Here is a 22,210-nt window from a genome sequence, read left to right as displayed (position 1 = left end):
CGTATTATCTCCATACGCGGCCGGGCATAAAAATACCCCGGACCAAAGGAATGGCCGGGGCGCGCATAAGGGTCAGCACCTTCGACCTCTTTAGCGGAATATTTTCCGTGGCCCGCAATCCGGTAACAAATCGCCACATCCGCGTGGTTAGGCCTGCGCCACGCGCAGGTCAAGCGGCAATCGGGTCACTGTCACTGACCTGTTACAGGGCCGTTACCGGGATTTTGCGCAGGCGTCACCCAAATGTTGTGGAACGGACTTATCCACACCCCAGACCAAGTGGGGATGGCATGATGCCCGTTTTGCCCGTGACGGCCAGATGCAGCCAGATCGACGCGCCTGATGCGCTGGTTGCGGCGCTGACGGCCCTGCCCTTTGGCAGCAGCGCAAGTTTCATGATCCATGGCTACCGTTTTTGCCCGCATTCGCCGGAAAACAGCCCACATCGCCATATCCTGTCGCCCCGGCCCGACAGCAGCTGCTGGAAGGCGATCAGCTGGCCCCGGCACCTGCATCTGGACCGTCCCGGTGCCGGGCTTGGCATCGGTTTTGGCTGGCCCGCCATGGGTCGTCTGGCCAGGGTTGCGAACCGGGCCTTTGCCGCGGGTGCGGCACTGGCCGGGGCCATTCGCCTGACCCGTGACACCCGGCCTGATCTGCAGATCAACATTCTGGCCCATTCGCTTGGCGCAAGGGTGGCGCTGGCCGCCCTGCCCCGTCTTGACCCCGATGATGTGGCCCGGATGATCCTGCTATCGGGCGCTGAATATCGCAGCCTTGCGGCCCGCGCCATGGCCGGGCGGCGGCTGCAGGTGCTGAATGTCACCAGTGGCGAAAACGCCCTGTTCGACGGGCTGTTCCGTACGCTGGTTCCGGCCCCGCAGCTGTTTGACCGCCCATTGGCCGCCGGTCTGGGCCAGGCATCGCCGCGCTGGATTGATCTGGCGATTGATGCAGGCCCTGATCGCGCGGCGCTGACCCGGCTTGGCTTTGCCACCCGCCAACCCGTCACCCGGGTCTGCCACTGGTCCGGGTATCTCAGACCCGGGATGTTTGCACTTTATCGCGGGTTTTTCGATCCCGGCCAGACGGCCTTGTTCGACCGGCTTCGCATGGCCCTGCCTGCCGGACCGTCACAAAAGCGGAGATCAAGCCTCAGCCGGTTCGCCGATATCCGAACCCGGTTTTCCGGCACCGCGCAGCCCTGATCCTTATCTCTTGTTCCGCACAACCATCTGGCTGACAGTGCCCGCAGACCGCAACGGGAGCGCCGCCATGATTGATCTTTATTACTGGCCCACGCCGAATGGCTGGAAAATCACCATCGCGCTGGAAGAAATGGGCCTGCCCTATAAGCTTCACCTGATTGATATCGGCGCGGGCGATCAGTTTGATCCGGGGTTTCTGAAAATATCGCCCAACAACCGGATGCCCGCGATCACCGATCCAGACGGACCGGACGGGCCGCCGGTTTCGATCTTCGAATCCGGCGCGATCCTGCAATATCTGGCGCGGAAAACCGGGCAGTTCGGCGGCCCCACGGAACGCGACCGGATCGCGGTTGACCAATGGCTGATGTGGCAGATGGGCGGTCTGGGCCCGATGGCGGGTCAGGCGCATCATTTCCTGAAATACGCCCCAAATATGGACCCGCCAAATGACCTGCCCTATGCCAAGGATCGCTATCGGGCCGAGGCCGGGCGGCTCTATGGCGTGCTGGACAGGCAGTTGGCCGGGAATGAATATGTCGCGGGCGATTTCTATTCCATAGCCGATATGGCGATCTGGCCCTGGGCCAGCCTGTGGGAAGGTCAGCAGCAGACACTGGAGGATAAACCGCATCTGGCGCGCTGGCTGAAGACGGTCGGCAACCGCCCTGCTGTGCAGAAAGGCCGCGCGGTCGCCGCAGACCGGCGACAGGAAACCCATGGCAAGGCTGCGCAGGACCGGCTTTTCAAACGCAACTGACGGGGAAAATGCGACGCCACGTCCCCTCTTGGCGCGGACAATCCCTTGGATTAGAGGGGATATGATCTGCGACCACTGGCCCAAACATGGCAAAAGCCCTGCTATGTCTGGTTTTATCTGCAAGAATGCCTATCGTAGAGGGTAGCAAAAAGATGGAGCGACGATGACCTCCAACACCATACGCGGCGTGGCGTTTGCAGCGCTCTTTGTGATCATTCTGATGGCCGTTTTCGGCGGCTTCGGAGCCCTTTGAGATGGCCAAGCGCTATGGGGGAGAATTCAGCCCCGCAGATACCGGCAATGATGCCACCGCGCGGGACCGTGTGACCGCCCCGGTCCCGCCCCCGCTTGAGGCCAGTTTCAAAGGCCGCAGCCCGGCCCGCCACGGGGCCAAGATAAACCTGTTGTTCATCGCCCCTCTGGGCGTGTTCCTGACGGCGTTTTTTCAACCGACCGTGGCAATGGCCACGGATCTGGCGGGTGGGGCGGTGCTGCTTCTGGCGGCCTGGCTGCTGCGCGACGGGATACGCGCCGAAGATGCCTATAATGAACGCAAGGTGGCCCGGCGCCCGGCGATCCCGCGCAAGATTTTCGCAAGCGCCCTGACCGCCGCGGGGGTAGGATTGCTGGTTTTTGGCGGGCAGTGGAACCTTGTCACAGCCGTGATCGCCGGGGCCGTTGCCGGCGCATTGCATCTGTTCATTTTCGAACCCGACCCGATGAAAGACAAAGGGCTGGACGGGGTCGATAATTTCCAGACCAACCGGGTCGCCCGCAAGGTGGAAGAGGCCGAAACCCTGCTTGAAGCGATGAAAGACGCGATCCTGCGCGCCCGCGACCGGCAGCTTGAAACCCGGGTTGACGGGTTTCAGGCCACGGTCCGGCAGATGTTCCGCACCGTGGAGGAAGACCCGCGCGACCTGACCGACGCCCGCAGATATCTGGGCGTCTATCTGCAGGGCGCACGCGACGCGACGGTGAAATTCGCCGATCTTTATGGCCGCAACCGTGACCCGGACGTGCGCGCCGATTACGTTCAGCTTCTGGACGATCTTGAAACCAATTTTTCCGCCCGCACCCAGAAAATGCTGATTGATGATCGCGGTGATCTGGATGTGGAAATCGAGGTCCTCAGGGACCGTTTGAACCGCGACAATCTGCACATTACAAGCAAGGACATACACCATGACTGAGACCGTCCGGCAGCAAGCCGAAACCGCCGCAAAAATGGTTGATGAACTGAATGCCATCGTGCTGCCAGACCCCTCGACGGAACTGGTGCCGCTGGCCGATGCCGAGCCCCCACGGCGGAAGAGATTCGCTCTCGGATGGCCGAGATCGACATGACCGACACAAACTCTATCGTGAGTTTCGGGTCGAACGCGCAAGCCGAATTGCAGACGATTTCGCAAGCCATGCTGCAAGGCGTGAAGAACAAGGATGTCGGCCCGGCAGGCAACAGCCTGCGCGATATCGTTGGCACGATCCGCGGATTTTCGGTGGATGAGCTGGACCCGAACCGCAAGCAAAGCTGGTGGGAACGTCTGTTTGGCAAGGCCAGGCCGATCCACAATTTCATGGCCAAATATGAAGATGTGCAGGGCCAGATCGACAAGATCACCGATGAGCTTCTGGCCCATGAGCACACCCTGATGAAAGACATCAAATCGCTCGACCATCTCTATGACAAGACCCTGGCCTTCTATGAGGAACTGGCGCTTTACATCACCGCGGGTGAGGAAAAGCTGACGCTTCTGGACGAACAGGACATACCCGCCAAAGCGGCCGAAGTTGACGCCGCACCGGAAGAGGATCAGGTGATGAAAGCCCAGGAACTCAGGGATCTGCGCGCCGCCCGCGACGATCTGGAGCGCCGGGTCCATGACCTGAAACTGACCCGTCAGGTGACCATGCAATCGCTGCCCTCGATCCGGCTGGTGCAGGAAAATGACAAATCCCTGGTGACCAAGATCAACTCGACCCTGGTGAACACCGTACCGCTGTGGGAAACGCAACTGGCCCAGGCCGTGACGATCCAGCGCTCGACCGAGGCTGCGGCCGCCGTGCGGGAAGCCAATGATCTGACCAATGAGCTGTTGACCTCAAACGCCGCCAATCTGCGGACCAGCAACCGCATGGTGCGCGAGGAAATGGAGCGTGGCGTGTTCGATATCGAAGCCGTGAAACAGGCCAATGCGGATCTGATCGCGACGATCGAGGAAAGTCTGGCCATCGCCGATGAGGGCAAGGCCCGCCGCGCCGCCGCCGAAGAAGAGATGCAGAAGATGGAAACCGAATTGCGCGACACCCTGTCAGCGGCCAGCGCCCGGGGTGATGGCACCGGCAGCAATGTCGGTGAATCCGTTCCGTCAGAGTGACAGAGCATTTTGTGTTTTGTCTGAAACAGGGCATATCGAAAGACAGCGTCTTTCAAGTCGCGGGACGTGCAGAATGCTATACATGTCGGATGGCGGGAATAGGAACCGGGACATGAGGCAAAGCAAGGGTCGGATCTGGGCCGGGCTGCTGGCGGTTGCGTTTATCGTGACCGGCTGCGATCTGTTTGCCCCGGGCGCGCCCGCGACCCGCCCTGCCCCGCGCAGCGCGCCACAGGCAGATGCGGTGCCCGAACCCTCCGCCGAAAGCCAGTCATATGCGCGCTATTATGCCACTGTGCAGCAGCGCCTGATTGCAAACGGGTTGCTGCGCACCGATGGCGGCGGACCGGATACACCGATCACAAACCGCAATCTGGTGGCCAATTTCGAACGGATCGCCCTGTTTGACGAATACGCGCTGACCAATGGCCGGTTTGTCCAGCAACAGACCCCCTCGCGCCTGCGCCGCTGGCGGGGGCCGGTCCGGCTGCAGGCCCATTTCGGCGCCTCCGTCCCGGCGGAGGAACGGGATCGCGACCGGTCGATCCTGGGCACCTATGCCACAAGGCTGGCCCGGGTCACCGGTCACCCGATCCGGCAGGTGACCGGTGGCGGGAATTTCCATGTTCTTTATCTGAACCGCGACGAACAACGGGACGCAGGGCCGCTGTTGCGCCGGCTTCTGCCCAGCATCGGGGAGGAAACGGTTCAGGAAATCACCAGCCTGCCGCGTTTCACCTTCTGCTCGGTCTATGCGTTTTCGGCCACCGGCGCGACGCCGAACTATGTGACCGCGATTGCCATCATCCGCACCGAACATCCCGATCTCCTGCGCCGGTCCTGCGTGCATGAAGAGGTCGCCCAGGGCCTTGGCCTGCCCAATGACAGCCCGGTGGCGCGCCCCTCGATCTTCAATGATGATGAGGAATTTGCGCTGCTGACCCGCCATGACGAGCTTTTGCTGGAAATCCTCTATGACCCGCGCCTGCGCCCGGGCATGGAACCGGCCGAGGCCCGGCCCGTCGTGCAGGTCATCGCCAGCGAGTTGCTTGGCGGATCAAGTTGAACCGCCAAGATTTGATTTCAAAGGAGACTTCATATGCCGATTTTCGATTTCCTGTCCGGTCAGTTCATCGACGTCATCGAATGGACCGATGATACCCGCGACACCATGGTCTGGCGGTTTGAACGCCATGGCCATGAAATCAAATACGGCGCCAAACTGACCGTGCGCGAGGGCCAGACCGCCGTTTTCATTCATGAAGGCCAGCTGGCCGATGTGTTCACCCCCGGCCTCTATATGCTGGAAACCAACAACATGCCGATCATGACCACGTTGCAAAACTGGTCACATGGTTTCAAATCCCCGTTCAAATCCGAGATCTATTTCGTCAGCACCAACCGGTTCACCGATCTGAAATGGGGCACGAAAAACCCGATCATGCTGCGCGATCCCGAATTCGGCCCCACCCGCATCCGCGCCTTCGGCACCTATACGGTCAAGGTCAAGGATGCCGCCCGCTTCATGACCGAGATTGTCGGCACCGACGGCGAATTCACCAAGGATGAGGTGAGTTTCCAGATCCGCAACATCATCGTGCAGCAGTTTTCCAGCGTGGTTGCAGGCTCCGGCATTCCGGTGCTGGACATGGCCGCCAATACCGGCGAGATGGGCGGGCTTCTGGCCTCGAAAATCTCGGAAACCATCGACCAGTACGGGCTGGTCCTGCCGGAGCTTTATATCGAAAACATCTCGCTGCCGCCCGCGGTGGAAGAGGCGCTGGACAAACGCACCTCCATGGGCGTGGTGGGCGACCTGAACAAATACCAGCAGTTCCAGACCGCCGAGGCGATGCGCGCCGCCGCTGAAAACCCCGGTGGCGGGGGCGGGATGGGCGCGGGCCTTGGCATGGGCATGGGCATGGCGATGGCCAATCAGATGGCCCAGGCCGGACCCTGGGGCGGCGGCGCCCCGCCACAGCAGGCACAACCCGCAGCGGCCCCCGCAGCCCCGCCTCCCCCGCCGGTGGAACATGTCTGGCACATCGCCGAGAACGGTCAGACCACGGGCCCGTTCTCCAGGGCCGATCTGGGCCGGATGGCCAGCGATGGCAGCCTGACCCGCGAAACCCATGTCTGGACCCAGGGCCAGGACGGATGGAAAACCGCCGAGGATGTGCAGGAACTGGCACAGCTCTTCACGGTGATGCCCCCGCCGCCACCGCCTCCTGCCGGGTAAGGCGCGGGTCTTCTATGCTTCATAAATATCCCCGCCGGAGGCCCTTTTCTCATGGCAGATGCCATCCCTGACACCCCGATCGAGGAACACCGCTTTCCCTGTGACAATTGCGGTGCCGATTTCCGCTTTGACCCGGATCAGGGCAAACTGGTATGCGATCATTGCGGCAATGAACGTGTGATCGAGGGGGATGGCCCCTGGGCCGGCAGCGCAATCCGCGAGCTGGATTTTCAGACCGCCCTGCGCGACCTGCTGCCCGCCCAGGAGATGGAGGAGAAACGGGTCACTTCCTGCCCCAATTGCGGCGCGCAGGTGGAATTCTTGCCCGAGATCCACGCAAAGGAATGCCCGTTCTGCGCCACCCCCGTGGTCACCGATACCGGGCAGCAGAGACAGATCAAACCCAAGGCGGTTCTGCCCTTCAAACTGGATGAACACGCCGCCCGCGATGCGATGACCCGCTGGCTGGGCAAGCTCTGGTTCGCACCGAACGGATTGCAGGAATATGCCCGCAAGGGCCGCAGGCTTGACGGGATGTACACCCCCTACTGGACCTTCGATGCGGACACGCATAGCCGCTATCGCGGGCAGCGCGGCACGGTCTATTTCGAGACCCGCAGCGATGGCAAGGGCGGCACAAGGCAGGTGCAGAAAATCCGCTGGCGCCGGGTATCCGGCCGGGTGGCGCGGTTCTTTGACGATGTGCTGGTTCTGGCCTCAACCTCCTTGCCGAAACGCTATACGGACCGACTGGCGCCCTGGGACCTGACGGCGCTTGCCCCCTACACGCCTGAATTTCTGGCCGGGTTCCGGGCCGAAGGCTATACGGTCGATCTGGAAGGCGGGATGGATGAGGCCCGCCGGATCATGGATGCGCAGATCACCCGGGACATCCGGGCCGATATCGGCGGGGATATGCAAAGGATTGACCAGGTCGAGACGGATATCGCCGATGTGACCTTCAAACATGTGCTGCTGCCGGTCTGGCTGGCAGCATATAAATATCGCGGCAAAAGCTATCGCTTTGTGGTCAACGGTCAATCCGGCAAGGTGCAGGGTGAACGCCCCTATTCGGCGTGGAAAATTGCCTTTGCGGTTCTGGGCGCCGTGATCGTGATCGCCCTTGGCGTCTATCTCTACAGCGTCTATGGCGAAGGTGGCAGCGGGCAATTGCTGCCCCGGGGCGGCTTTGGCCCGGGCACGAAATAACACACCCATAGGAAAGGGACGCCAATGATCCTGTGCTGCGGCGAGGCGCTGATCGACATGTTGCCACGCAAGACCGAGGATGGCGCGGCGGGTTTTGCACCCTATCCCGGCGGCGCGGTCTTCAATACCGCCCTGGCCCTGGCCCGGCTTGGGGCGGAAACCGGGCTGTTCACCGGCCTCTCCCGTGATCTGTTCGGCCAGCGGCTGGAGAATGTTCTGCGGCTGAATGCTGTGAACAGCGACCGGATTGCCCGGTCCGACCGGCCCACGACACTGGCCTTCGTCACCCTGACAGACGGTCAGGCCGAATATGCGTTTTATGATGAAAACACCGCCGGACGTCTGCTGGCCCAGGCCGATCTGCCGCAGGATCTGACCGGGGTCGAGGCGCTGTTTTTCGGCGGGATCAGCCTGGCGGTGGAACCCTGCGCCGATGCCTATGAAGCGCTGTGCCTGCGCGCGCCGGAGGCACAGCTGATCATGATCGACCCCAATATCCGCCCCGATTTCATCGCCGATGCAGAGAGGTATCGCGCCCGGCTGGCGCGGATGCTGGCGGTTGCCGATGTGGTGAAGCTTTCCGATGAGGATCTGATCTGGCTGGAAGGTGACGGCGATCTTGCTTCCCTCGCCCGGGGATTGCTGGACAAGGGCCCGAAACTGGTTTTGATCACCGAAGGCAGGGACGGTGTGACCGCCTATTCCGCCAGCGGCGCGGTGCAGGTGCCCGCGCAGGCGGTCGAGGTCGTCGATACGGTCGGCGCGGGCGATACATTCAATGCGGGGTTTCTGGCCGGGCTGTCCGAGGCCGGGATGCTGACCAAAGCCGCCATCGCCAAGGGGCTGGACAAGGCGGTTCTGACAACAGCGCTGAGCCTTGGCGTGGCGGCAGCGGCCGTGACCGTATCGCGCGCCGGGGCCAACCCGCCGCAGCGCGAGGATGTTGCCATATGAGGGCACTGATCCAGCGGGTCAGCGCGGCCCGTGTCTCGGTGGAACATGCGGTGATCGGAGAGATCGGGCCGGGCCTTCTGGTTCTGATCTGCGCCATGCAGGGCGACACAGAGGCCGAGGCAGACAGCATGGCCGCCAAAATCTCCAAACTGCGCATTTTCAGCGATCAGGCAGGCAAGATGAACCGCAGCCTGACAGATACCGGCGGCGGCGCCCTGGTTGTCAGCCAGTTTACCCTGGCCGCCGACACGTCCCGCGGCAACCGGCCCGGGTTTTCAGCCGCTGCCCCGCCTGCAGACGGCGACCGCCTGTACCAGCATTTTGCACGCGCCCTCGCCGATCTTGGCATCCCCGTCGAGACCGGCGCCTTCGGGGCTGATATGGCGGTCACGCTGACCAATGATGGGCCCGTCACAATCTGGCTCGACACCAATCAAACCGCTTAATTATTGGGCAGATGTCAGAAAGCCTTATGTAAAATAGGGGCTTCCGCCCATAAATCCGGCAAATGCTTGCAGTCCGAGACCCAGCCGATAGGGTGGATATCATGAAGGACAAGCCTGATTTCTTCGACGAGATGACCGGCGGAGCCGACGCCGCGCGCCCTGCATACCAACCCTATGAGACATGGTTCCAAAGCGAGGATCTGCGCGATCTGCGCAAGAAATCCACCGAGGCCGAGCGGTTTTTCCGCCGCACTGGCATCACCTTCAACGTCTATGGCCAGGACGAGGCGGATGAACGCCTGATCCCGTTCGATATTGTCCCCCGGATCATATCGGGCCGCGAATGGGCCCGTCTGACCAAAGGCATCGAGCAGCGGGTGCGCGCGATCAACGCCTTTCTCCATGACATCTATCACCGGCAGGAGATTTTGCGCGCCGGGCGGGTGCCGCCCGAGCTGATTGCCCGCAACGATGCGTTCCTGCCGCAGATGCTGGGCGTGACCCCGCCGGGCAATATCTACACCCATATCGTCGGTGTCGATCTGGTGCGTACCGGCGAAGATGATTTCTTCGTGCTGGAAGACAATGCGCGCACGCCTTCGGGTGTCTCCTACATGCTGGAGAACCGCGAGACGATGATGCAGATGTTCCCGGAACTGTTCAGCCGGATCAAGGTGCGCGAGGTGCAGGATTACCCCGTGCAACTGCGCCGGTCCCTGACCGCCTGCGCCCCGCCTGCGGCAAAGGGCGGCTGCTGTGCGGCGGTGCTGACGCCCGGCATCCATAATTCGGCCTATTTCGAACATGCCTTTCTGGCCGATCATATGGGCGTTGAACTGGTCGAGGGCAGCGACCTGCGGGTGATCGACGGGCGCATCGCCATGCGAACGACGCGCGGCTATCAGGCAATTGATGTGCTCTATCGCCGGGTTGATGATGATTTTATGGATCCGCTGAACTTCAACCCGGACTCGATGCTGGGGGTGCCGGGTATCATGGATGTCTATCGCGCGGGCGGGATCACCATTGCCAATGCGCCGGGCACCGGCATTGCGGATGACAAGGCAATATACAGCTACATGCCTGATATCGTGGAGTTTTACACAGGCGAAAAGGCCATTCTGAAAAACGTGCCCACCTGGCGCTGTTCCGAGGCGGAGGCGCTGTCCTATGTGCTGGACAATCTGCAGGATCTGGTGGTGAAAGAGGTCCATGGCTCGGGCGGCTATGGCATGCTGGTGGGGCCTGCCGCCTCGAAAAAGGAACTGGCCGCGTTCCGCGCCAAGCTGAAGGCGAAGCCGGGCAATTACATCGCCCAGCCCACGCTGGCGCTGTCAACGGTTCCGATCCTCACACAAAAGGGACTTGCCCCGCGCCATGTGGATTTGCGACCCTTTGTGCTGGTCTCTCCCGACCGGATTGACATCACGCCGGGCGGGTTGACCCGCGTCGCCCTGAAACAGGGGTCTCTGGTGGTCAATTCAAGCCAGGGCGGCGGTACCAAAGACACCTGGGTTCTGGAGGAATAGGAGCGATGCTGGGCAAAACCGCAGGCGGCCTGTTCTGGATGTTCCGCTATCTGGAGCGATCGGAAAACACCGCCCGCCTGATCCAGGCCGGGTTCCGCATTGCCCTGACCCGCCCGGACGGGGCCGATGATGAATGGGCCAGCGTGTTGAAAACCGCCGGGGTCGCCGATCTCTACCATGCCGGACATGACGGGATGGATGCCGCCCGGGTGATCAATTTCCTGCTGCGCGATACGGCCAACCCGTCATCGGTGATGTCGGCCATAGCCGCCGCCCGGCAGAATGCGCGGCTGGTGCGCACCGCCATCACCCGCGAGGTGTGGGAAGCGGTGAATGACACCTATATGATCCTGAAACAGACGCTGGCGCGGCCGGTAGCGCCGCGCAACCTGCCCGAGGTTCTGGGCATGATCCGCCAGCAATCGGCGCTGGTGCGCGGTGCAACCCATGGCACGATGCTGCGCAATGACATGTTTGATTTCTGCCGCATCGGCACATTTCTGGAACGCGCCGACAACACCGCGCGCATTCTGGATGTGAAATATTACGTGCTGCTGCCGTCGATCAGTCAGATCGGCTCAAACCTGGACAATGTGCAATGGGAGACCATTTTGCGCTCGGTTGCCGGGCAACGGGCCTATCGCTGGATCAGTGGCGGCGAATCGAGCCCGATGGGCATTGCCAATTTCCTGATCTTTGACGGGCGGATGCCGCGCAGCCTGAAATTCACCATCGGCAAACTGGCCACCAATCTGGGCTATCTGGAACGGGAATATGACGCCCGACACAGGGCCCATGACATGGTCGAGGATCTGGCCGGGCGTCTGTCGCGCACCACGATCGAACAGGTGTTTGACGAGGGGTTGCATGAATATATCGTCGATTTCCTGCGCGATCTGGGGCAGCTGGGGGCCCAGGTCAACAGCGATTACCGGTTTCTGGGATAGGCTATGCGGCTGAATATTCACCACACCACGACCTATCATTTCGATCATCCCACCGCCTACGGGCTGCAACAATTGCGGCTGATCCCCAAAAGCCGCCCCGGGCAGGATGTGTTGACCTGGCAGATGGAGATCGAGGGCGGCACAGAGCAGACCAGATTCACCGATCACCATCAGAACCAGGTCTCGCTGATCTCTTTCGATGACAGCGCAACCTCGATTGTGGTGCGCTGCATCGGGGATGTGGACACCCATGATCAGGGCGGCGTGATCGGCAAACATGGCGGGTTTGCGCCGCTATGGCTGTTTGAACGCGCCACGGATCTGACCCGCGCGGGCAATCATGTGCGCCAGCTGATCCGGGGGCTGAAGGATGAGTATGACGCGGATATTCCCCGGCTGCATGCGCTGTCGGCCCGGATATCCGAGGCGGTGCGCTATGAAATCGGGGCCACGGGGGCGGAAACCACCGCCGAAGAGGCGATCGAGATCGGCTGCGGTGTATGTCAGGATCACGCCCATATCTTCATCGCGGCGGCCCGGGCCATGGGCTATCCGGCGCGCTATGTTTCGGGTTATCTGATGATGGATGACCGGGTGCATCAGGATGCCAGCCATGCCTGGGCCGAGGTGCATGTGGCGCCGCTTGGCTGGGTGGGGTTCGATATCTCGAACGGGATATCGCCCGATCCCAGATATGTGCGGGTGGCCACCGGGCTGGATTATGCCGAGGCCGCGCCAATCTCGGGCCTGCGCTATGGCAAGGCCGGAGAGGCGATGATGGTGGATATACAGGTGCAGCAACAATAGCCGCGAGGCCCCGGGGGGCGCAGACGGCAGATACAGAGGGATAGAACGGGCATGACCTATTGCGTGGGATTGCGGCTGAACCGCGGCCTGGTGATGATGTCGGATACACGCACCAATGCGGGCGTGGATAATATCAGTGTTTTCAAGAAGATGTTCACCTGGGAGGCTGAGGGCGAACGCTCGATCACATTGATGACAGCGGGCAATCTGGCAACGACCCAGGCGCTGGTCAGCCTGCTGAGCGAACGGGCAAAACCGGTTGAGGAACGGGGCGCGCCCTCGATACTTGTGGCGCCGTCGATGTTCCAGATCGCGCGGCTGATCGGGGCCACCCTGCGCGAGGTGATTGCCGACCAGTCCGGGCAAAGCGGTCAGGAAGCCGACAGCCCGTTTGCCGCGACCCTGATACTGGCCGGTCAGGTCCGTGGCAGTGACCCGCGCCTGTTCATGATCTACCCTGAGGGCAATTTCGTCGAGGCCAGCAAAGACACGCCGTTTTTCCAGATCGGCGAGACGAAATACGGCAAGCCGATTCTGGTGCGGGCCTATGACCCGGAGATGAGCTTCGAGGATGCGGTGAAGCTGTTGATGCTGAGTTTCGATTCGACCATCAAGGCGAACCTGTCAGTGGATCTGCCGCTGGATCTGCATCTGTATGAAACCGACACATTCCGCCACGGGCAGTTGCGCCGGATCGAGCGGGGTGATCCCTATTTCGAGATGATTTCCTCCAGCTGGGGCGAAGCGCTGCGGGAGGCGTTTCAAAGCCTTCCGCCTTATTCGCTGGACTGACAGGGCGGGCGGCGCCCCGGGGTTTTGGCAAGCGCGGTTCTGACCGGCAAGACCTGTTTCCGGATCGGGCCTTGAGGAGCCTCCGGCGGGGATATTTGACAAGCAGAGAAAACGGGAGAGCGGATCAGGGTCTGGTGACGTCATGCCCGTAGAGCCATTCAAACCGGTTTGAGGCGAGATGCGGGGCAAAACGGCTGGCCATGCGCAGGGCGGTATGGGCGGCAAACCGGTAGGGGCCGGGGCGCAGATGGTAGTTTTCGGCATTTTTTGAGGCCGCATCGACGATTCTGGCGCAGCGGCGGCGGCGGCGGGCCTCATAGCGGGCAAAGCCCGTGGGCAGGTCGGCCTCCTGCGCCAGACTGTCGGCCAGCACCCAGGCATCTTCAAGCGCCATATTCGCCCCCTGGGCGAGGAAGGGCAATGTGGGATGGGCGGCATCGCCGATCAGCGCGGCGTGGTCACTATGCCAGTGGCGCGCCAGCGGGTGGCGGAACAGGCCCCAGAGATAGACCTCTGTCGCCCGGTCCAGCATCTGCCGGATTTCAGGCGCGAAATCGCGGAAGGCACGGCGCAGATATGTCGGGTCATCCCGGTGATGCCAGCCCTCAGTGGCCCAGGCATCGCGTTCCTCGACCGCGACCACATTCAGGACAGTGCCCTTGCGCAGGGGATAGCGCACCAGATGACGCCCGGGGCCCATGAAGACCTGTGCCTCGGCGGGCGGCGGGGTGGCGCCCGTCAGCGGGAGGATGCAGCGCCAGGCGACCTGACCCGTGAAAAACGGCTGGCTCCGGGGGTTGAGCGCGGCGCGGGTGGGGGAATGCAGGCCGTCGGCTGCGATGAGGCAGGGGGTGGTCTCTGCCCCTCCATCCGCGAAATGCAGGGTCATCGCCCCTGCCCCTTCGGTGACTTTCTCCACCGCATGATCAAGCTTTATGGTGACACCGGCGCTTAGGGCGCCCTGGTGCAGCATCCCGATCAGATCGGCGCGGTGGATGAAATGATAAGGCCGGTCGGGGCGGGTGAGCGGCAGGCGGAACACCTCGGCCCCGCGGCGGAAATCCCTGAGAGAAACCGCCTGTGCCAGAGACGCGGCCTCTGACAGACCCGCGCCCAGACCAAGCGCATGCAGCACGGTGGCGCCATTCGGGCTGATCTGGAGCCCGGCGCCCAGTTCGGCAATCTGCGGGCTTTGTTCCAGCACACGCACCTGCGCACCGCGCTGCGCCAGGGCCGTGGCTGCCGCAAGCCCGGCAATCCCGCCCCCCAGAACCGTAATCTCGCGTCCGATCAGCATCCCGTATCCTCAACTGAAAAAGGGCACCCGACGGGGATGCCCTTTTGCTCTGTTCCAGCCCCGGCCCCGCAAGGGATCAATCGTCGCGATGGACCTTTTCGCGCCGTTCATGGCGTTCCTGGGCTTCCAGGCTCATGGTTGCGATCGGCCGTGCATCCAGACGTTTCAGAGAAATCGGCTCACCGGTGTCTTCGCAATAACCATATTCGCCCTCTTCGATCCGGCGCAGGGCCGCATCAATCTTGGCGATCAGCTTGCGCTGGCGGTCACGTGTGCGCAGTTCCAGCGCCCTGTCGGTTTCTTCCGATGCGCGATCCGCCACATCGGGAATGTTCCGTGTTCCATCCTGCAGACCCGCGACCGTATCCCGACTGCCCGCCAGAAGATCTTCTTTCCAGGTGTTCAGCTTGCGGCGGAAATACTCCACCTGGCGCTCGTTCATAAACGGTTCGTCCTCGGCGGGACGATAGTCTTCAGGCAGAAAGACTTCGACTTTCATGTCATTCCCCTTATCGGAGCCGAAATGATTTTGCATTCTTGGTTCTGCATCCATCCGGCCATTTCCAAGGCCCGATTATCCGAATGTCTGTGTCTTGTCACGCGTCTAATGTGCCGGTAAGGCCAACGCAAGGGATCCCGCACTCGGATTCCAGTGAAGCGCCAGAGTTTTGAGAGGGTTGCATGAAATTCAGCGGGACAAGGAACTATGTGGCAACCGAGGATCTGACGGTTGCGGTCAACGCGGCGGTGACGCTGGAGCGTCCGCTTCTGGTCAAGGGCGAGCCGGGCACGGGCAAAACCGAACTGGCCCGTCAGGTGGCCGGTGCGCTGGACCTGCCGATCATCGAATGGCACATCAAATCAACCACAAGGGCACAGCAGGGCCTGTATGAATATGATGCGGTCAGCCGGTTGCGGGACAGCCAGCTGGGCGATGAACGTGTGCATGATGTGGCCAATTACATCAAACGCGGCAAGCTGTGGCAGGCGTTTCAGGCCGAGGGTCGGGTGGTGTTGCTGATTGACGAGGTGGACAAGGCCGATATCGAGTTTCCGAATGATCTTCTACAAGAGCTGGATCGTATGGAATTTTTTGTCTATGAGACCGGAGAGACCATAAGCGCCCGCCAGCGTCCCATCGTCATCATCACCTCAAACAATGAAAAAGAGCTGCCGGATGCGTTTCTGCGCCGCTGTTTCTTCCACTATATCCGTTTCCCCGAGATGGAGGTGATGAAGCAGATTGTCGAGGTGCATCACCCCGGCATCAAGCAGGCGCTGCTGACCACGGCGCTGACCCGGTTCTATGAGATTCGCGATCAGCAGGGGTTGAAGAAAAAGCCCTCGACCTCGGAGGTTCTGGACTGGCTGAAACTGCTTCTGGCCGAGGATATGGACCCGGAGGATTTGCGCCGGGAGGGGGCCAATGCGTTGCCGAAACTGCATGGTGCGCTGCTCAAGAACGAACAGGATGTGGCGCTCTTTGAACGGCTGGCCTTCATGGCGCGCGGCCAGCGCTGAACCACCCCGTCCTGACCGTTAATCGCGGGCATCCTGCCGCACCCGCAGCGTATCGGCTATACTCTGTGCCATCGGGGACAGGCGGGATGCCGCAACACCCTGTCGATCCTGCCGGGTTTTCCGGCGCTGATGACCAAGTGTGCCTTGCATTCGGGCAGTTCCGGCTTCAGGTTTTCCATCTGCCATTTCTCTCGCGATATTGACCGCCAGACTGCAAACTGCTTTTGGCAACGGGGGGAATCTGTGTCACAGTTTCCCTATTACGACAGCGCGAACCGGATCAGACAGCACAAGACGTGACATTCGACATTTCCATCCGCCCGCTTGGCCCCGGGGATAAGTCCGTTTGGGCACCGCTTTGGCGGGATTATCTGGCGTTTTACGAAACCGCGCTGCCGGAAGAACAATATACCCTGACATTTGACCGCTATACCGACCCCGCGCGGGATGACATGCAGGGCTGGCTGGCATGGACCGGCACCAGCGCTGTCGGGCTGGTCCATGCGATTGCCCATTCCCATGGCTGGAAAACCGAACCGGTGACCTATCTGCAGGATCTTTTCACCACGCAGGCCGCCCGTGGCAAAGGCGTGGCCCGCGCCCTGATCGAAACGGTCTATGCACAGGCCGATGCCGCCGGTCGCGGCGCGGTATACTGGCTGACCCAAACCGACAACACCCCGGCCCGCGCCCTTTACGACCGGGTCGCCACCCCAACCAATTTCATGAAGTATTCCCGGAGTTAATCTTTTTGCGTCTTTTTTCGATAATCGGGCTTATGGTCCTGACCGCCTGCAACCCATCCCAATTCAACGAGATGCCCGAGCGTCGCGACGCCAACTCGCAATCGCACTCCGCCCTGCCGCCAATGGCACAATTTTCCACCCGCGCCGCACGGGCCACCACCCGGTCGAACACCGCGATTGCGCAGGATATTCTTGATCTGAGCTTCATGATGGAAAGCGGGCGGCCCATCACCCATCTCAGCCGTTTTGAAGGGCCGATCACCGTCACTGTGGCCCCCGGCGCGCCTGCCTCGCTTGGCCCGGATCTGGACCGGCTTTTGAACCGTCTGCGCCGCGAGGCCCGTATTGACATCACCCGCGTGGCGCCCGGCGGGGAGACCTCCGCCTCGATCACCATCGAGACGCTGCCGCGCAGCCGGATGCAGCGCGTGGTGCCAAAGGCCGCGTGTTTTGTTGTGCCGCGCCAATCCAGCTGGGATGAATTCCGCCATTCCCGCAACAGTCAAAGCCTGGACTGGACCACCCTGACCACCCGCGAACGGGTCGCGGTCTTCATTCCGTCCGATGTCGCCCCGCAGGAAATCCGCGATTGCCTGCATGAAGAAATCGGCCAGGCCATAGGCCCGCTGAACGACCTCTACCGCCTGTCTGACAGCGTATTCAATGACGACAATTTCAACGCGGTTCTGACCGGATTCGATATGCTGGTGCTGCGTGTCTATAATAATTCTGACTGGAGATCGGGGATGACACGGGCCCAGGCTGCCGCCACCCTGCCCGGGTTGCTGTCCCGGCTGAACCCCCGCGGCAATTACCCGGGCAGAGGGACCACAGACCACAGCCCCCGGGCCTGGATCAGCGCAATTGAAACCGCCCTGGGGCGCAACACCAGCGGACCAAGGCGCATCGGGGCCGCGCGGATGGCCCTGAGCCTGGCCCAGTCCCGGGGCTGGCAGGACAACCGCCTGGCATTTTCCTATTTCGCGCTTGGCCGTCTGACCCTGGTTCGGGACCCTGAGCTTTCGCTTGCCTCATTCCTGACCGCAGGCCGGATTTACAGCCGGATCGCGCCGGGCGGCATTCAGGAGGCCCATGTCAATATGCAGCTTGCCGCCTTCGCATTGTCATCCGGTCAGGCGGACCAGGCGCTGGCTCTGACGGGTGCCGCCATGCCCGCCGCCACGCGGGCGGAAAATGCCAGCCTTCTGGCCACGCTTCTGATGATCCGCGCCGAAGCGCTGGACCTGTCCGGCCGCCCGTCCGAGGCGCGTGCGGTTCGTCTCGACAGTCTGCGCTGGGGGCGATATGGCTTTGGCCGGACCGAGGCCGTTCGGGCCCGGATGACCGAGGTTGCGGCGCTCAGCCCTGACGCCTGACCCCAGGGGGCAGATATGCTACATTTCATCGGCTTTGGCCTGGGTATTCTTCTGGGCCTCTGGACGGCAAGACGACGGGGCGGCAACCGGCTGGATCTGTTGCATTACGCCACGATTTTCGGGCTGATCGGTTTCCTGATCGGCGCATTTGCAATGCTTGTGATCCCTGCCCCCGCGTGACAGGCTTACACCCATGTTCCTGCCGTTTTTCGAAACCCTCCGCATGGCCCGTATCCCGGTCAGCCTGCGGGAATACTTAAGCTTTCTCGAAGGCGTCTCTGCCGGTCTGGTGACCTATGATGTGGATGGGTTCTATTACCTCGCCCGGGCCGCGATGGTGAAGGATGAACGCCATCTGGACCGGTTCGACCGCGCCTTTGCCCATGCCTTTGGCGGGTTGGAACAGATCAGTGCCGAACAGGTGCTGGAGGCAACCGATATCCCACGGGACTGGCTGGAGAAACTGGCCGAAAAGCACCTGAGTGAGGAGGAACGCGCCGAGATCGAGGCCCTGGGCGGCTTTGACAAGCTGATGGAGACCTTGCGCGAGCGGCTGAAAGAGCAGGAAAACCGCCATCAGGGCGGCAATAAATGGATCGGCACTGCCGGAACCTCGCCCTTTGGGGCCTATGGCTACAACCCCGAAGGCGTGCGGATCGGGCAGGACAGCTCGCGCCACCGGAGGGCGGTGAAAGTCTGGGACAAACGCGATTTCAGGAATCTTGACGGCGATGTGGAACTGGGCACCCGCAACATCAAGGTGGCTCTGAAACGCCTGCGGCAATGGGCGCGGACCGGCGCGACGGATGAGCTGGATCTGGATGGCACGATCCGGGCCACCGCCGAACACGGGTATCTGGACGTGAAAACCCGGCCTGAACGCCGCAACGCGGTGAAGGTGCTGCTGTTTCTGGATGTGGGCGGGTCAATGGATGACCATGTGCAGGTGGTTGAGGAATTGTTCAGCGCCGCGAAATCGGAATTCAAGCATCTGGAACATTACTATTTCCACAATTGCCTCTATGAAAGCGTCTGGCGCGACAATCGCCGCCGGTGGAGCGAACAGACCCCGACATGGGATGTGTTGAACACCTACGGGCCTGATTACAAATGTATTTTTGTCGGAGACGCGGCAATGTCCCCCTATGAGATCGCCTTTGCCGGCGGCGCGAATGAGCATTGGAATGCGGAGGCCGGTCAGGTCTGGCTGGAGCGCGCCTGCAGCCAATGGCCCGATTTTCTCTGGATCAACCCGGCCCCCGAGAGGCAGTGGCGCTATACCCGGTCGACCGCAATGATCGCCGAGATTTTTCAGGGGCAGATGGTGCCGATGACCCTGGAAGGGCTGGATCGCGGCATGCGGGCGTTGAGCCGGTAGCTGTTTCTGGAAGTGGTTGAGGGGGCGCTGCCCCCGCCTTCGGCCCCCCGAAGTATTTTTGAGATAGAGAAGGGGTGGGCTGCAGTGATGCGGCCCCATTGTTGTTGCCCCCGGCCTGCCCCATATCAATCCCATGTTGGCAGCGACCCCCATTCTTCTGGCGATCCTTTATGCGCTGGTGATGTATCAGTTTTCGGCCTGGCGGACCCGGCGGGAGCTGGACAGAAAATCGGCGGAGTTGGCCGATCCCGACCTGCGCGCACTGACCGACCGCATGGCCGGGGCTTTGGGCGTGGATCACATCAGGGTCCATCTTTATGAGATCGCGCCGGTGAACGGGTTGGCCGCGCCCGACGGGCGTATTTTCATCACCCGGGGATTCTTTGACAAATACCGTCTGGGCGAGGTGACGGTTGAGGAATTATCCAGCGTCATTGCCCATGAACTGGGCCATGTGGCGCTTGGCCATACCCGCCGCCGGATGATTGATTTTTCCGGCCAGAACGCGGTGCGCGTGGCGCTGGCCACGGTTCTGGGCCGGATCATCCCCGGTGTCGGCGTCTGGATCGCCAATGGGCTTGCCTCGCTTCTGATGGCCCGGCTGAGCCGGCAGGATGAATATGAGGCGGATGCCTATGCCTCGGCCCTGCTGATCAAATCGGGGATCGGAACCGGGCCGCAGAAATCCCTGTTTTCCAAGCTGGAACGCCTGACCGGAATGGGTGGGCGCGGCATGCCCGCCTGGCTGATGAGCCATCCGAAGACCAGTGACCGGATCGCGGCGATCGAGGCGCTGGAAAATCGGTGGCGGCAGGAATTGCCAGCGGACTGAACCGGGTCGCGGCGCTAGTCGGCCAGGGCCTTGCCCAAACGGGGCAGCCGGGCCCGTTTCATCAGCCTGCGCAGGTCAAGGGGCCCGCCAGACAGGGTTTCGGCCCGGTGATGGACCTTATGCACCACCTGTGCCACCGGGTCGGGATGAGCGGCCCAAAGCCTGCGCAGCACCGCGTCGGGATGTTCCGCGCGCAGGTTGTGAGCGTTCAATTCCCGCGCCGGGAAATCTTTCAGATTGAGGGTGATGATGGCCTCTGCCCCGCCTGAAATCGCCGTGGCCAGCACATGCAGATCGCCTGTATCCGGCAGCCATAACTGCGCTTCAAGCGCCGGGTTGGCCGCGGTTTCCGCCCCGGGCCAGGCCGCGCGCAACGCCGCGATCTCACCACGCGCGATCACCTCATCGCCCGGGTTGCGCCGCGCGGCGGCCCGGGCCCATTCCTCCAGTATCCGCGCCGACCAAAGCGGCGTGATCAGCCCCGCGCGGGCCACGCCGATGAGAATCTCGCGCAGCACCGTGGGGTAAAGCACGCAGGCATCGAGGCAGGCCTTCATGGCAGCAGCCGGAAGGCCAAAACTTTCAGATAGCCGGTTTCGGTCAGGTCAGGATGCTGCGGATGGTCAGGCCCGGCAAACCCCGTATGGATCAGACGCGGCACCCGGCCCGCCCGACCGATGCCGCGCAGGCAGGCGGCGCGGAACCTGGTCAGATCGGCGGCATGGGAACAGGAGCAGAGGATCAGGACACCGCCCGGGGTCACCAGCGGTGCCGCCAGCCGCGCCACCCGTTCATAGGCCCGCAGGCCTTTGTCCAGCGCCGGTTTCGAGGGTGCAAAGGCCGGCGGGTCGGCGATCACCAGATCAAAACCCGCCCCTTCACCCGCCAGGTCCTCCATCACCGCAAAAGCATCACCCCGGCGCGTGGTCAGGCACGTGCCGATCCCCATCGCCTTTGCCCCGCCCTCTGCCAGGTCCAGCGCCGGGGCCGAGGCATCGACCGCCAGCGCACCCGCCGCGCCAGCGGCCAGGGTTGCCAAGGCAAAACCGCCGGCATGGGAAAACACATCCAGCACCTGACCGTCCCGCGCCAAAGAGGCGGCAAAGGCGTGGTTGGGGCGCTGATCATAGAACAGCCCGGTTTTCTGCCCGCCCATCACATCGGCCAGATATGTCGCCCCGTTCATCTGCACCGCAATCGGGCCACCCGGCGCTGTGCCGGTCAGAACCGTCATCTCATCGGCCAGCCCCTCAGCCGCGCGCGCCCGGCCGCTGCCATTCTTGATGATCGTATTGCACCCCGTCAGATCCCGCAGACAGGCGGTCAACAGGTCCAGCCGTTCCTCCAGCCAGATCGCATTGGGCTGCACCACCAGCGTGTCACCGAACCGGTCGACGATCAGCCCCGGCAGCGCATCGCCTTCGGCATGGATCAGGCGGTAGAAAGGGGTGTCGAAACACTGATTGCGCAGGGTCAGGGCCGCACCGATCCGGGCGGCGAACCAGCCCGCGTCAATCACCGCATCCGCATCCCGGTCCAGCATGCGAAAGGCGATTTTCGTCGCAACCGTGGCTATGCCAAGGCCCAGGGGCCGCCTGTCCGCATCTTCCAGAATTGCCAGAGACCCGGGGCGCAGCCCGCGCGTGCGCCGGTCGAGCACCAGTTCATCGGCCCAGGCCCAGGGGGCGCCATGGCGGATGCGCCGGGCATCGGATTTGGGTTTCAGACGTATGTTGGGCAAGGCGGAAGGGGGCGTCATCATGCGCCCCCTCTACCCTGCTTCAGGACTGC

General features: G+C 62.2%; 23 protein-coding genes, 1 pseudogene and 1 riboswitch. Of the genes and pseudogenes, 19 read left to right on the top strand and 5 right to left on the bottom strand.

The window, feature by feature from the left end:
- Positions 1-69: 69 nt before the first annotated feature.
- A riboswitch (SAM riboswitch) is annotated at positions 70-147 on the bottom strand.
- Positions 148-293: 146 nt separating this feature from the next.
- The 13 genes and pseudogenes from E2K80_RS02530 to E2K80_RS02470 all read left to right on the top strand — a co-directional run bounded on the left by E2K80_RS02530 (position 294) and on the right by E2K80_RS02470 (position 13,269).
- Positions 294-1,208, top strand: coding sequence for an alpha/beta hydrolase (locus tag E2K80_RS02530; protein ID WP_168193078.1), 915 nt, complete (start codon positions 294-296; stop codon positions 1,206-1,208).
- 67 nt (positions 1,209-1,275) lie between these two features.
- Positions 1,276-1,968: a glutathione S-transferase N-terminal domain-containing protein gene (locus E2K80_RS02525; protein ID WP_135372453.1), complete on the top strand. Its 693-nt coding sequence runs from the start codon at positions 1,276-1,278 to the stop codon at positions 1,966-1,968.
- 254 nt (positions 1,969-2,222) lie between these two features.
- The gene (locus tag E2K80_RS02520) at positions 2,223-3,161 is read left to right on the top strand and encodes a 5-bromo-4-chloroindolyl phosphate hydrolysis family protein (protein WP_135372451.1); all 939 of its coding nucleotides are present in this window, start codon (positions 2,223-2,225) and stop codon (positions 3,159-3,161) included.
- A pseudogene (locus E2K80_RS02515) lies at positions 3,154-4,346 on the top strand (toxic anion resistance protein). The gene E2K80_RS02520 and the pseudogene E2K80_RS02515 overlap by 8 nt, the downstream one beginning before the upstream one ends.
- A gap of 112 nt (positions 4,347-4,458) precedes the next feature.
- Positions 4,459-5,412, top strand: a complete 954-nt coding sequence (locus tag E2K80_RS02510) for a DUF2927 domain-containing protein (RefSeq protein WP_135372449.1) — start codon at positions 4,459-4,461, stop codon at positions 5,410-5,412.
- A gap of 33 nt (positions 5,413-5,445) precedes the next feature.
- Complete coding sequence (locus E2K80_RS02505; RefSeq protein ID WP_135372447.1) at positions 5,446-6,585, top strand: SPFH domain-containing protein; 1,140 nt, start codon at positions 5,446-5,448, stop codon at positions 6,583-6,585.
- A 51-nt stretch (positions 6,586-6,636) separates the two neighbouring features.
- A complete protein-coding gene (locus tag E2K80_RS02500) occupies positions 6,637-7,794 on the top strand; it encodes a TFIIB-type zinc finger domain-containing protein (RefSeq protein ID WP_238475631.1) in 1,158 nt (385 codons plus the stop codon).
- A gap of 24 nt (positions 7,795-7,818) precedes the next feature.
- On the top strand, positions 7,819-8,748 hold the full coding sequence (locus tag E2K80_RS02495; RefSeq protein ID WP_135372445.1) for a carbohydrate kinase family protein: 930 nt from the start codon (positions 7,819-7,821) through the stop codon (positions 8,746-8,748).
- Positions 8,745-9,194: a D-aminoacyl-tRNA deacylase gene (gene dtd, locus E2K80_RS02490; protein WP_135372443.1), complete on the top strand. Its 450-nt coding sequence runs from the start codon at positions 8,745-8,747 to the stop codon at positions 9,192-9,194. The genes E2K80_RS02495 and dtd overlap by 4 nt, the downstream gene beginning before the upstream one ends.
- A 101-nt stretch (positions 9,195-9,295) precedes the next feature.
- A complete protein-coding gene (locus E2K80_RS02485; protein ID WP_135372441.1) occupies positions 9,296-10,723 on the top strand; it encodes a circularly permuted type 2 ATP-grasp protein in 1,428 nt (475 codons plus the stop codon).
- A gap of 5 nt (positions 10,724-10,728) precedes the next feature.
- Positions 10,729-11,670 carry an alpha-E domain-containing protein gene (locus tag E2K80_RS02480; protein ID WP_135372439.1) on the top strand — a complete coding sequence of 314 codons (942 nt, stop codon included), beginning with the start codon at positions 10,729-10,731 and terminating at the stop codon, positions 11,668-11,670.
- 3 nt (positions 11,671-11,673) lie between these two features.
- Positions 11,674-12,477: a transglutaminase family protein gene (locus E2K80_RS02475; RefSeq protein ID WP_135372437.1), complete on the top strand. Its 804-nt coding sequence runs from the start codon at positions 11,674-11,676 to the stop codon at positions 12,475-12,477.
- Positions 12,478-12,528: 51 nt separating this feature from the next.
- Positions 12,529-13,269 carry a proteasome-type protease gene (locus tag E2K80_RS02470; protein ID WP_135372435.1) on the top strand — a complete coding sequence of 247 codons (741 nt, stop codon included), beginning with the start codon at positions 12,529-12,531 and terminating at the stop codon, positions 13,267-13,269.
- Positions 13,270-13,393: 124 nt separating this feature from the next.
- On the opposite strand, the gene E2K80_RS02465 is transcribed toward E2K80_RS02470, so the two are convergent.
- Both E2K80_RS02465 and dksA read right to left on the bottom strand, forming a co-directional pair.
- Complete coding sequence (locus E2K80_RS02465; protein WP_135372433.1) at positions 13,394-14,566, bottom strand: FAD-dependent oxidoreductase; 1,173 nt, start codon at positions 14,564-14,566, stop codon at positions 13,394-13,396.
- A gap of 76 nt (positions 14,567-14,642) precedes the next feature.
- A complete protein-coding gene (gene dksA, locus E2K80_RS02460; RefSeq protein WP_210405417.1) occupies positions 14,643-15,065 on the bottom strand; it encodes an RNA polymerase-binding protein DksA in 423 nt (140 codons plus the stop codon).
- 182 nt (positions 15,066-15,247) lie between these two features.
- Between dksA and E2K80_RS02455 the strand changes: the two genes are divergently transcribed.
- On the top strand, positions 15,248-16,087 hold the full coding sequence (locus E2K80_RS02455) for an AAA family ATPase (RefSeq protein WP_135372429.1): 840 nt from the start codon (positions 15,248-15,250) through the stop codon (positions 16,085-16,087).
- Positions 16,088-16,105: 18 nt separating this feature from the next.
- Here the strand turns inward: E2K80_RS02455 and E2K80_RS19735 are convergent, their stop codons facing one another.
- Entirely contained in the window at positions 16,106-16,237 is a 132-nt protein-coding gene (locus E2K80_RS19735) for a hypothetical protein (protein WP_274379243.1), read from the bottom strand.
- A 146-nt stretch (positions 16,238-16,383) separates the two neighbouring features.
- Between E2K80_RS19735 and E2K80_RS02450 the strand changes: the two genes are divergently transcribed.
- The 5 genes from E2K80_RS02450 (at position 16,384) to E2K80_RS02435 (ending at position 20,419) form a co-directional block, all read left to right on the top strand.
- Positions 16,384-16,833 (top strand): GNAT family N-acetyltransferase, encoded by a 450-nt coding sequence (locus tag E2K80_RS02450; protein ID WP_135372427.1) that lies wholly within the window; start codon positions 16,384-16,386, stop codon positions 16,831-16,833.
- Positions 16,834-16,865: 32 nt separating this feature from the next.
- On the top strand, positions 16,866-18,209 hold the full coding sequence (locus E2K80_RS02445) for a DUF2927 domain-containing protein (RefSeq protein ID WP_135372425.1): 1,344 nt from the start codon (positions 16,866-16,868) through the stop codon (positions 18,207-18,209).
- A gap of 15 nt (positions 18,210-18,224) precedes the next feature.
- The gene (locus tag E2K80_RS19010) at positions 18,225-18,389 is read left to right on the top strand and encodes a hypothetical protein (protein ID WP_168193077.1); all 165 of its coding nucleotides are present in this window, start codon (positions 18,225-18,227) and stop codon (positions 18,387-18,389) included.
- A gap of 13 nt (positions 18,390-18,402) precedes the next feature.
- Positions 18,403-19,587, top strand: coding sequence for a vWA domain-containing protein (locus E2K80_RS02440; protein WP_135372423.1), 1,185 nt, complete (start codon positions 18,403-18,405; stop codon positions 19,585-19,587).
- 133 nt (positions 19,588-19,720) lie between these two features.
- Entirely contained in the window at positions 19,721-20,419 is a 699-nt protein-coding gene (locus tag E2K80_RS02435) for a M48 family metallopeptidase (protein WP_135372421.1), read from the top strand.
- 14 nt (positions 20,420-20,433) lie between these two features.
- Here the strand turns inward: E2K80_RS02435 and E2K80_RS02430 are convergent, their stop codons facing one another.
- Both E2K80_RS02430 and E2K80_RS02425 read right to left on the bottom strand, forming a co-directional pair.
- On the bottom strand, positions 20,434-20,976 hold the full coding sequence (locus E2K80_RS02430) for an RSP_2648 family PIN domain-containing protein (protein ID WP_135372419.1): 543 nt from the start codon (positions 20,974-20,976) through the stop codon (positions 20,434-20,436).
- Entirely contained in the window at positions 20,973-22,178 is a 1,206-nt protein-coding gene (locus E2K80_RS02425; protein WP_135372417.1) for an RSP_2647 family RNA methyltransferase, read from the bottom strand. The genes E2K80_RS02430 and E2K80_RS02425 overlap by 4 nt, the downstream gene beginning before the upstream one ends.
- Positions 22,179-22,210 lie beyond the last annotated feature (32 nt).

The organism is Rhodophyticola sp. CCM32 (assembly GCF_004751985.1).
Lineage (GTDB): Bacteria > Pseudomonadota > Alphaproteobacteria > Rhodobacterales > Rhodobacteraceae > Rhodophyticola.
Note: the sequence above shows the minus strand (reverse complement) of the source record. Positions and strands in the feature narration are given on the sequence as shown.

What these genes read in the sequence shown, in the direction of transcription:
- E2K80_RS19010 (WP_168193077.1), top strand. Translation starts at nt 18,225, where the DNA reads ATGCTACATTTCATCGGCTTTGGCCTGGGTATTCTTCTGGGCCTCTGG.
- E2K80_RS02465 (WP_135372433.1), bottom strand. Translation starts at nt 14,566, where the DNA reads ATGCTGATCGGACGCGAGATTACGGTTCTGGGGGGCGGGATTGCCGGG.
- E2K80_RS02505 (WP_135372447.1), top strand. Translation starts at nt 5,446, where the DNA reads ATGCCGATTTTCGATTTCCTGTCCGGTCAGTTCATCGACGTCATCGAA.
- dtd (WP_135372443.1), top strand. Translation starts at nt 8,745, where the DNA reads ATGAGGGCACTGATCCAGCGGGTCAGCGCGGCCCGTGTCTCGGTGGAA.
- E2K80_RS02425 (WP_135372417.1), bottom strand. Translation starts at nt 22,178, where the DNA reads ATGACGCCCCCTTCCGCCTTGCCCAACATACGTCTGAAACCCAAATCC.
- E2K80_RS02480 (WP_135372439.1), top strand. Translation starts at nt 10,729, where the DNA reads ATGCTGGGCAAAACCGCAGGCGGCCTGTTCTGGATGTTCCGCTATCTG.
- E2K80_RS02445 (WP_135372425.1), top strand. Translation starts at nt 16,866, where the DNA reads ATGGTCCTGACCGCCTGCAACCCATCCCAATTCAACGAGATGCCCGAG.
- E2K80_RS02530 (WP_168193078.1), top strand. Translation starts at nt 294, where the DNA reads ATGCCCGTTTTGCCCGTGACGGCCAGATGCAGCCAGATCGACGCGCCT.
- E2K80_RS19735 (WP_274379243.1), bottom strand. Translation starts at nt 16,237, where the DNA reads ATGCAAGGCACACTTGGTCATCAGCGCCGGAAAACCCGGCAGGATCGA.
- E2K80_RS02470 (WP_135372435.1), top strand. Translation starts at nt 12,529, where the DNA reads ATGACCTATTGCGTGGGATTGCGGCTGAACCGCGGCCTGGTGATGATG.
- E2K80_RS02455 (WP_135372429.1), top strand. Translation starts at nt 15,248, where the DNA reads ATGAAATTCAGCGGGACAAGGAACTATGTGGCAACCGAGGATCTGACG.
- E2K80_RS02510 (WP_135372449.1), top strand. Translation starts at nt 4,459, where the DNA reads ATGAGGCAAAGCAAGGGTCGGATCTGGGCCGGGCTGCTGGCGGTTGCG.
- E2K80_RS02475 (WP_135372437.1), top strand. Translation starts at nt 11,674, where the DNA reads ATGCGGCTGAATATTCACCACACCACGACCTATCATTTCGATCATCCC.
- E2K80_RS02495 (WP_135372445.1), top strand. Translation starts at nt 7,819, where the DNA reads ATGATCCTGTGCTGCGGCGAGGCGCTGATCGACATGTTGCCACGCAAG.
- E2K80_RS02525 (WP_135372453.1), top strand. Translation starts at nt 1,276, where the DNA reads ATGATTGATCTTTATTACTGGCCCACGCCGAATGGCTGGAAAATCACC.
- E2K80_RS02520 (WP_135372451.1), top strand. Translation starts at nt 2,223, where the DNA reads ATGGCCAAGCGCTATGGGGGAGAATTCAGCCCCGCAGATACCGGCAAT.
- dksA (WP_210405417.1), bottom strand. Translation starts at nt 15,065, where the DNA reads ATGAAAGTCGAAGTCTTTCTGCCTGAAGACTATCGTCCCGCCGAGGAC.
- E2K80_RS02435 (WP_135372421.1), top strand. Translation starts at nt 19,721, where the DNA reads ATGTTGGCAGCGACCCCCATTCTTCTGGCGATCCTTTATGCGCTGGTG.
- E2K80_RS02430 (WP_135372419.1), bottom strand. Translation starts at nt 20,976, where the DNA reads ATGAAGGCCTGCCTCGATGCCTGCGTGCTTTACCCCACGGTGCTGCGC.
- E2K80_RS02440 (WP_135372423.1), top strand. Translation starts at nt 18,403, where the DNA reads ATGTTCCTGCCGTTTTTCGAAACCCTCCGCATGGCCCGTATCCCGGTC.
- E2K80_RS02500 (WP_238475631.1), top strand. Translation starts at nt 6,637, where the DNA reads ATGGCAGATGCCATCCCTGACACCCCGATCGAGGAACACCGCTTTCCC.
- E2K80_RS02485 (WP_135372441.1), top strand. Translation starts at nt 9,296, where the DNA reads ATGAAGGACAAGCCTGATTTCTTCGACGAGATGACCGGCGGAGCCGAC.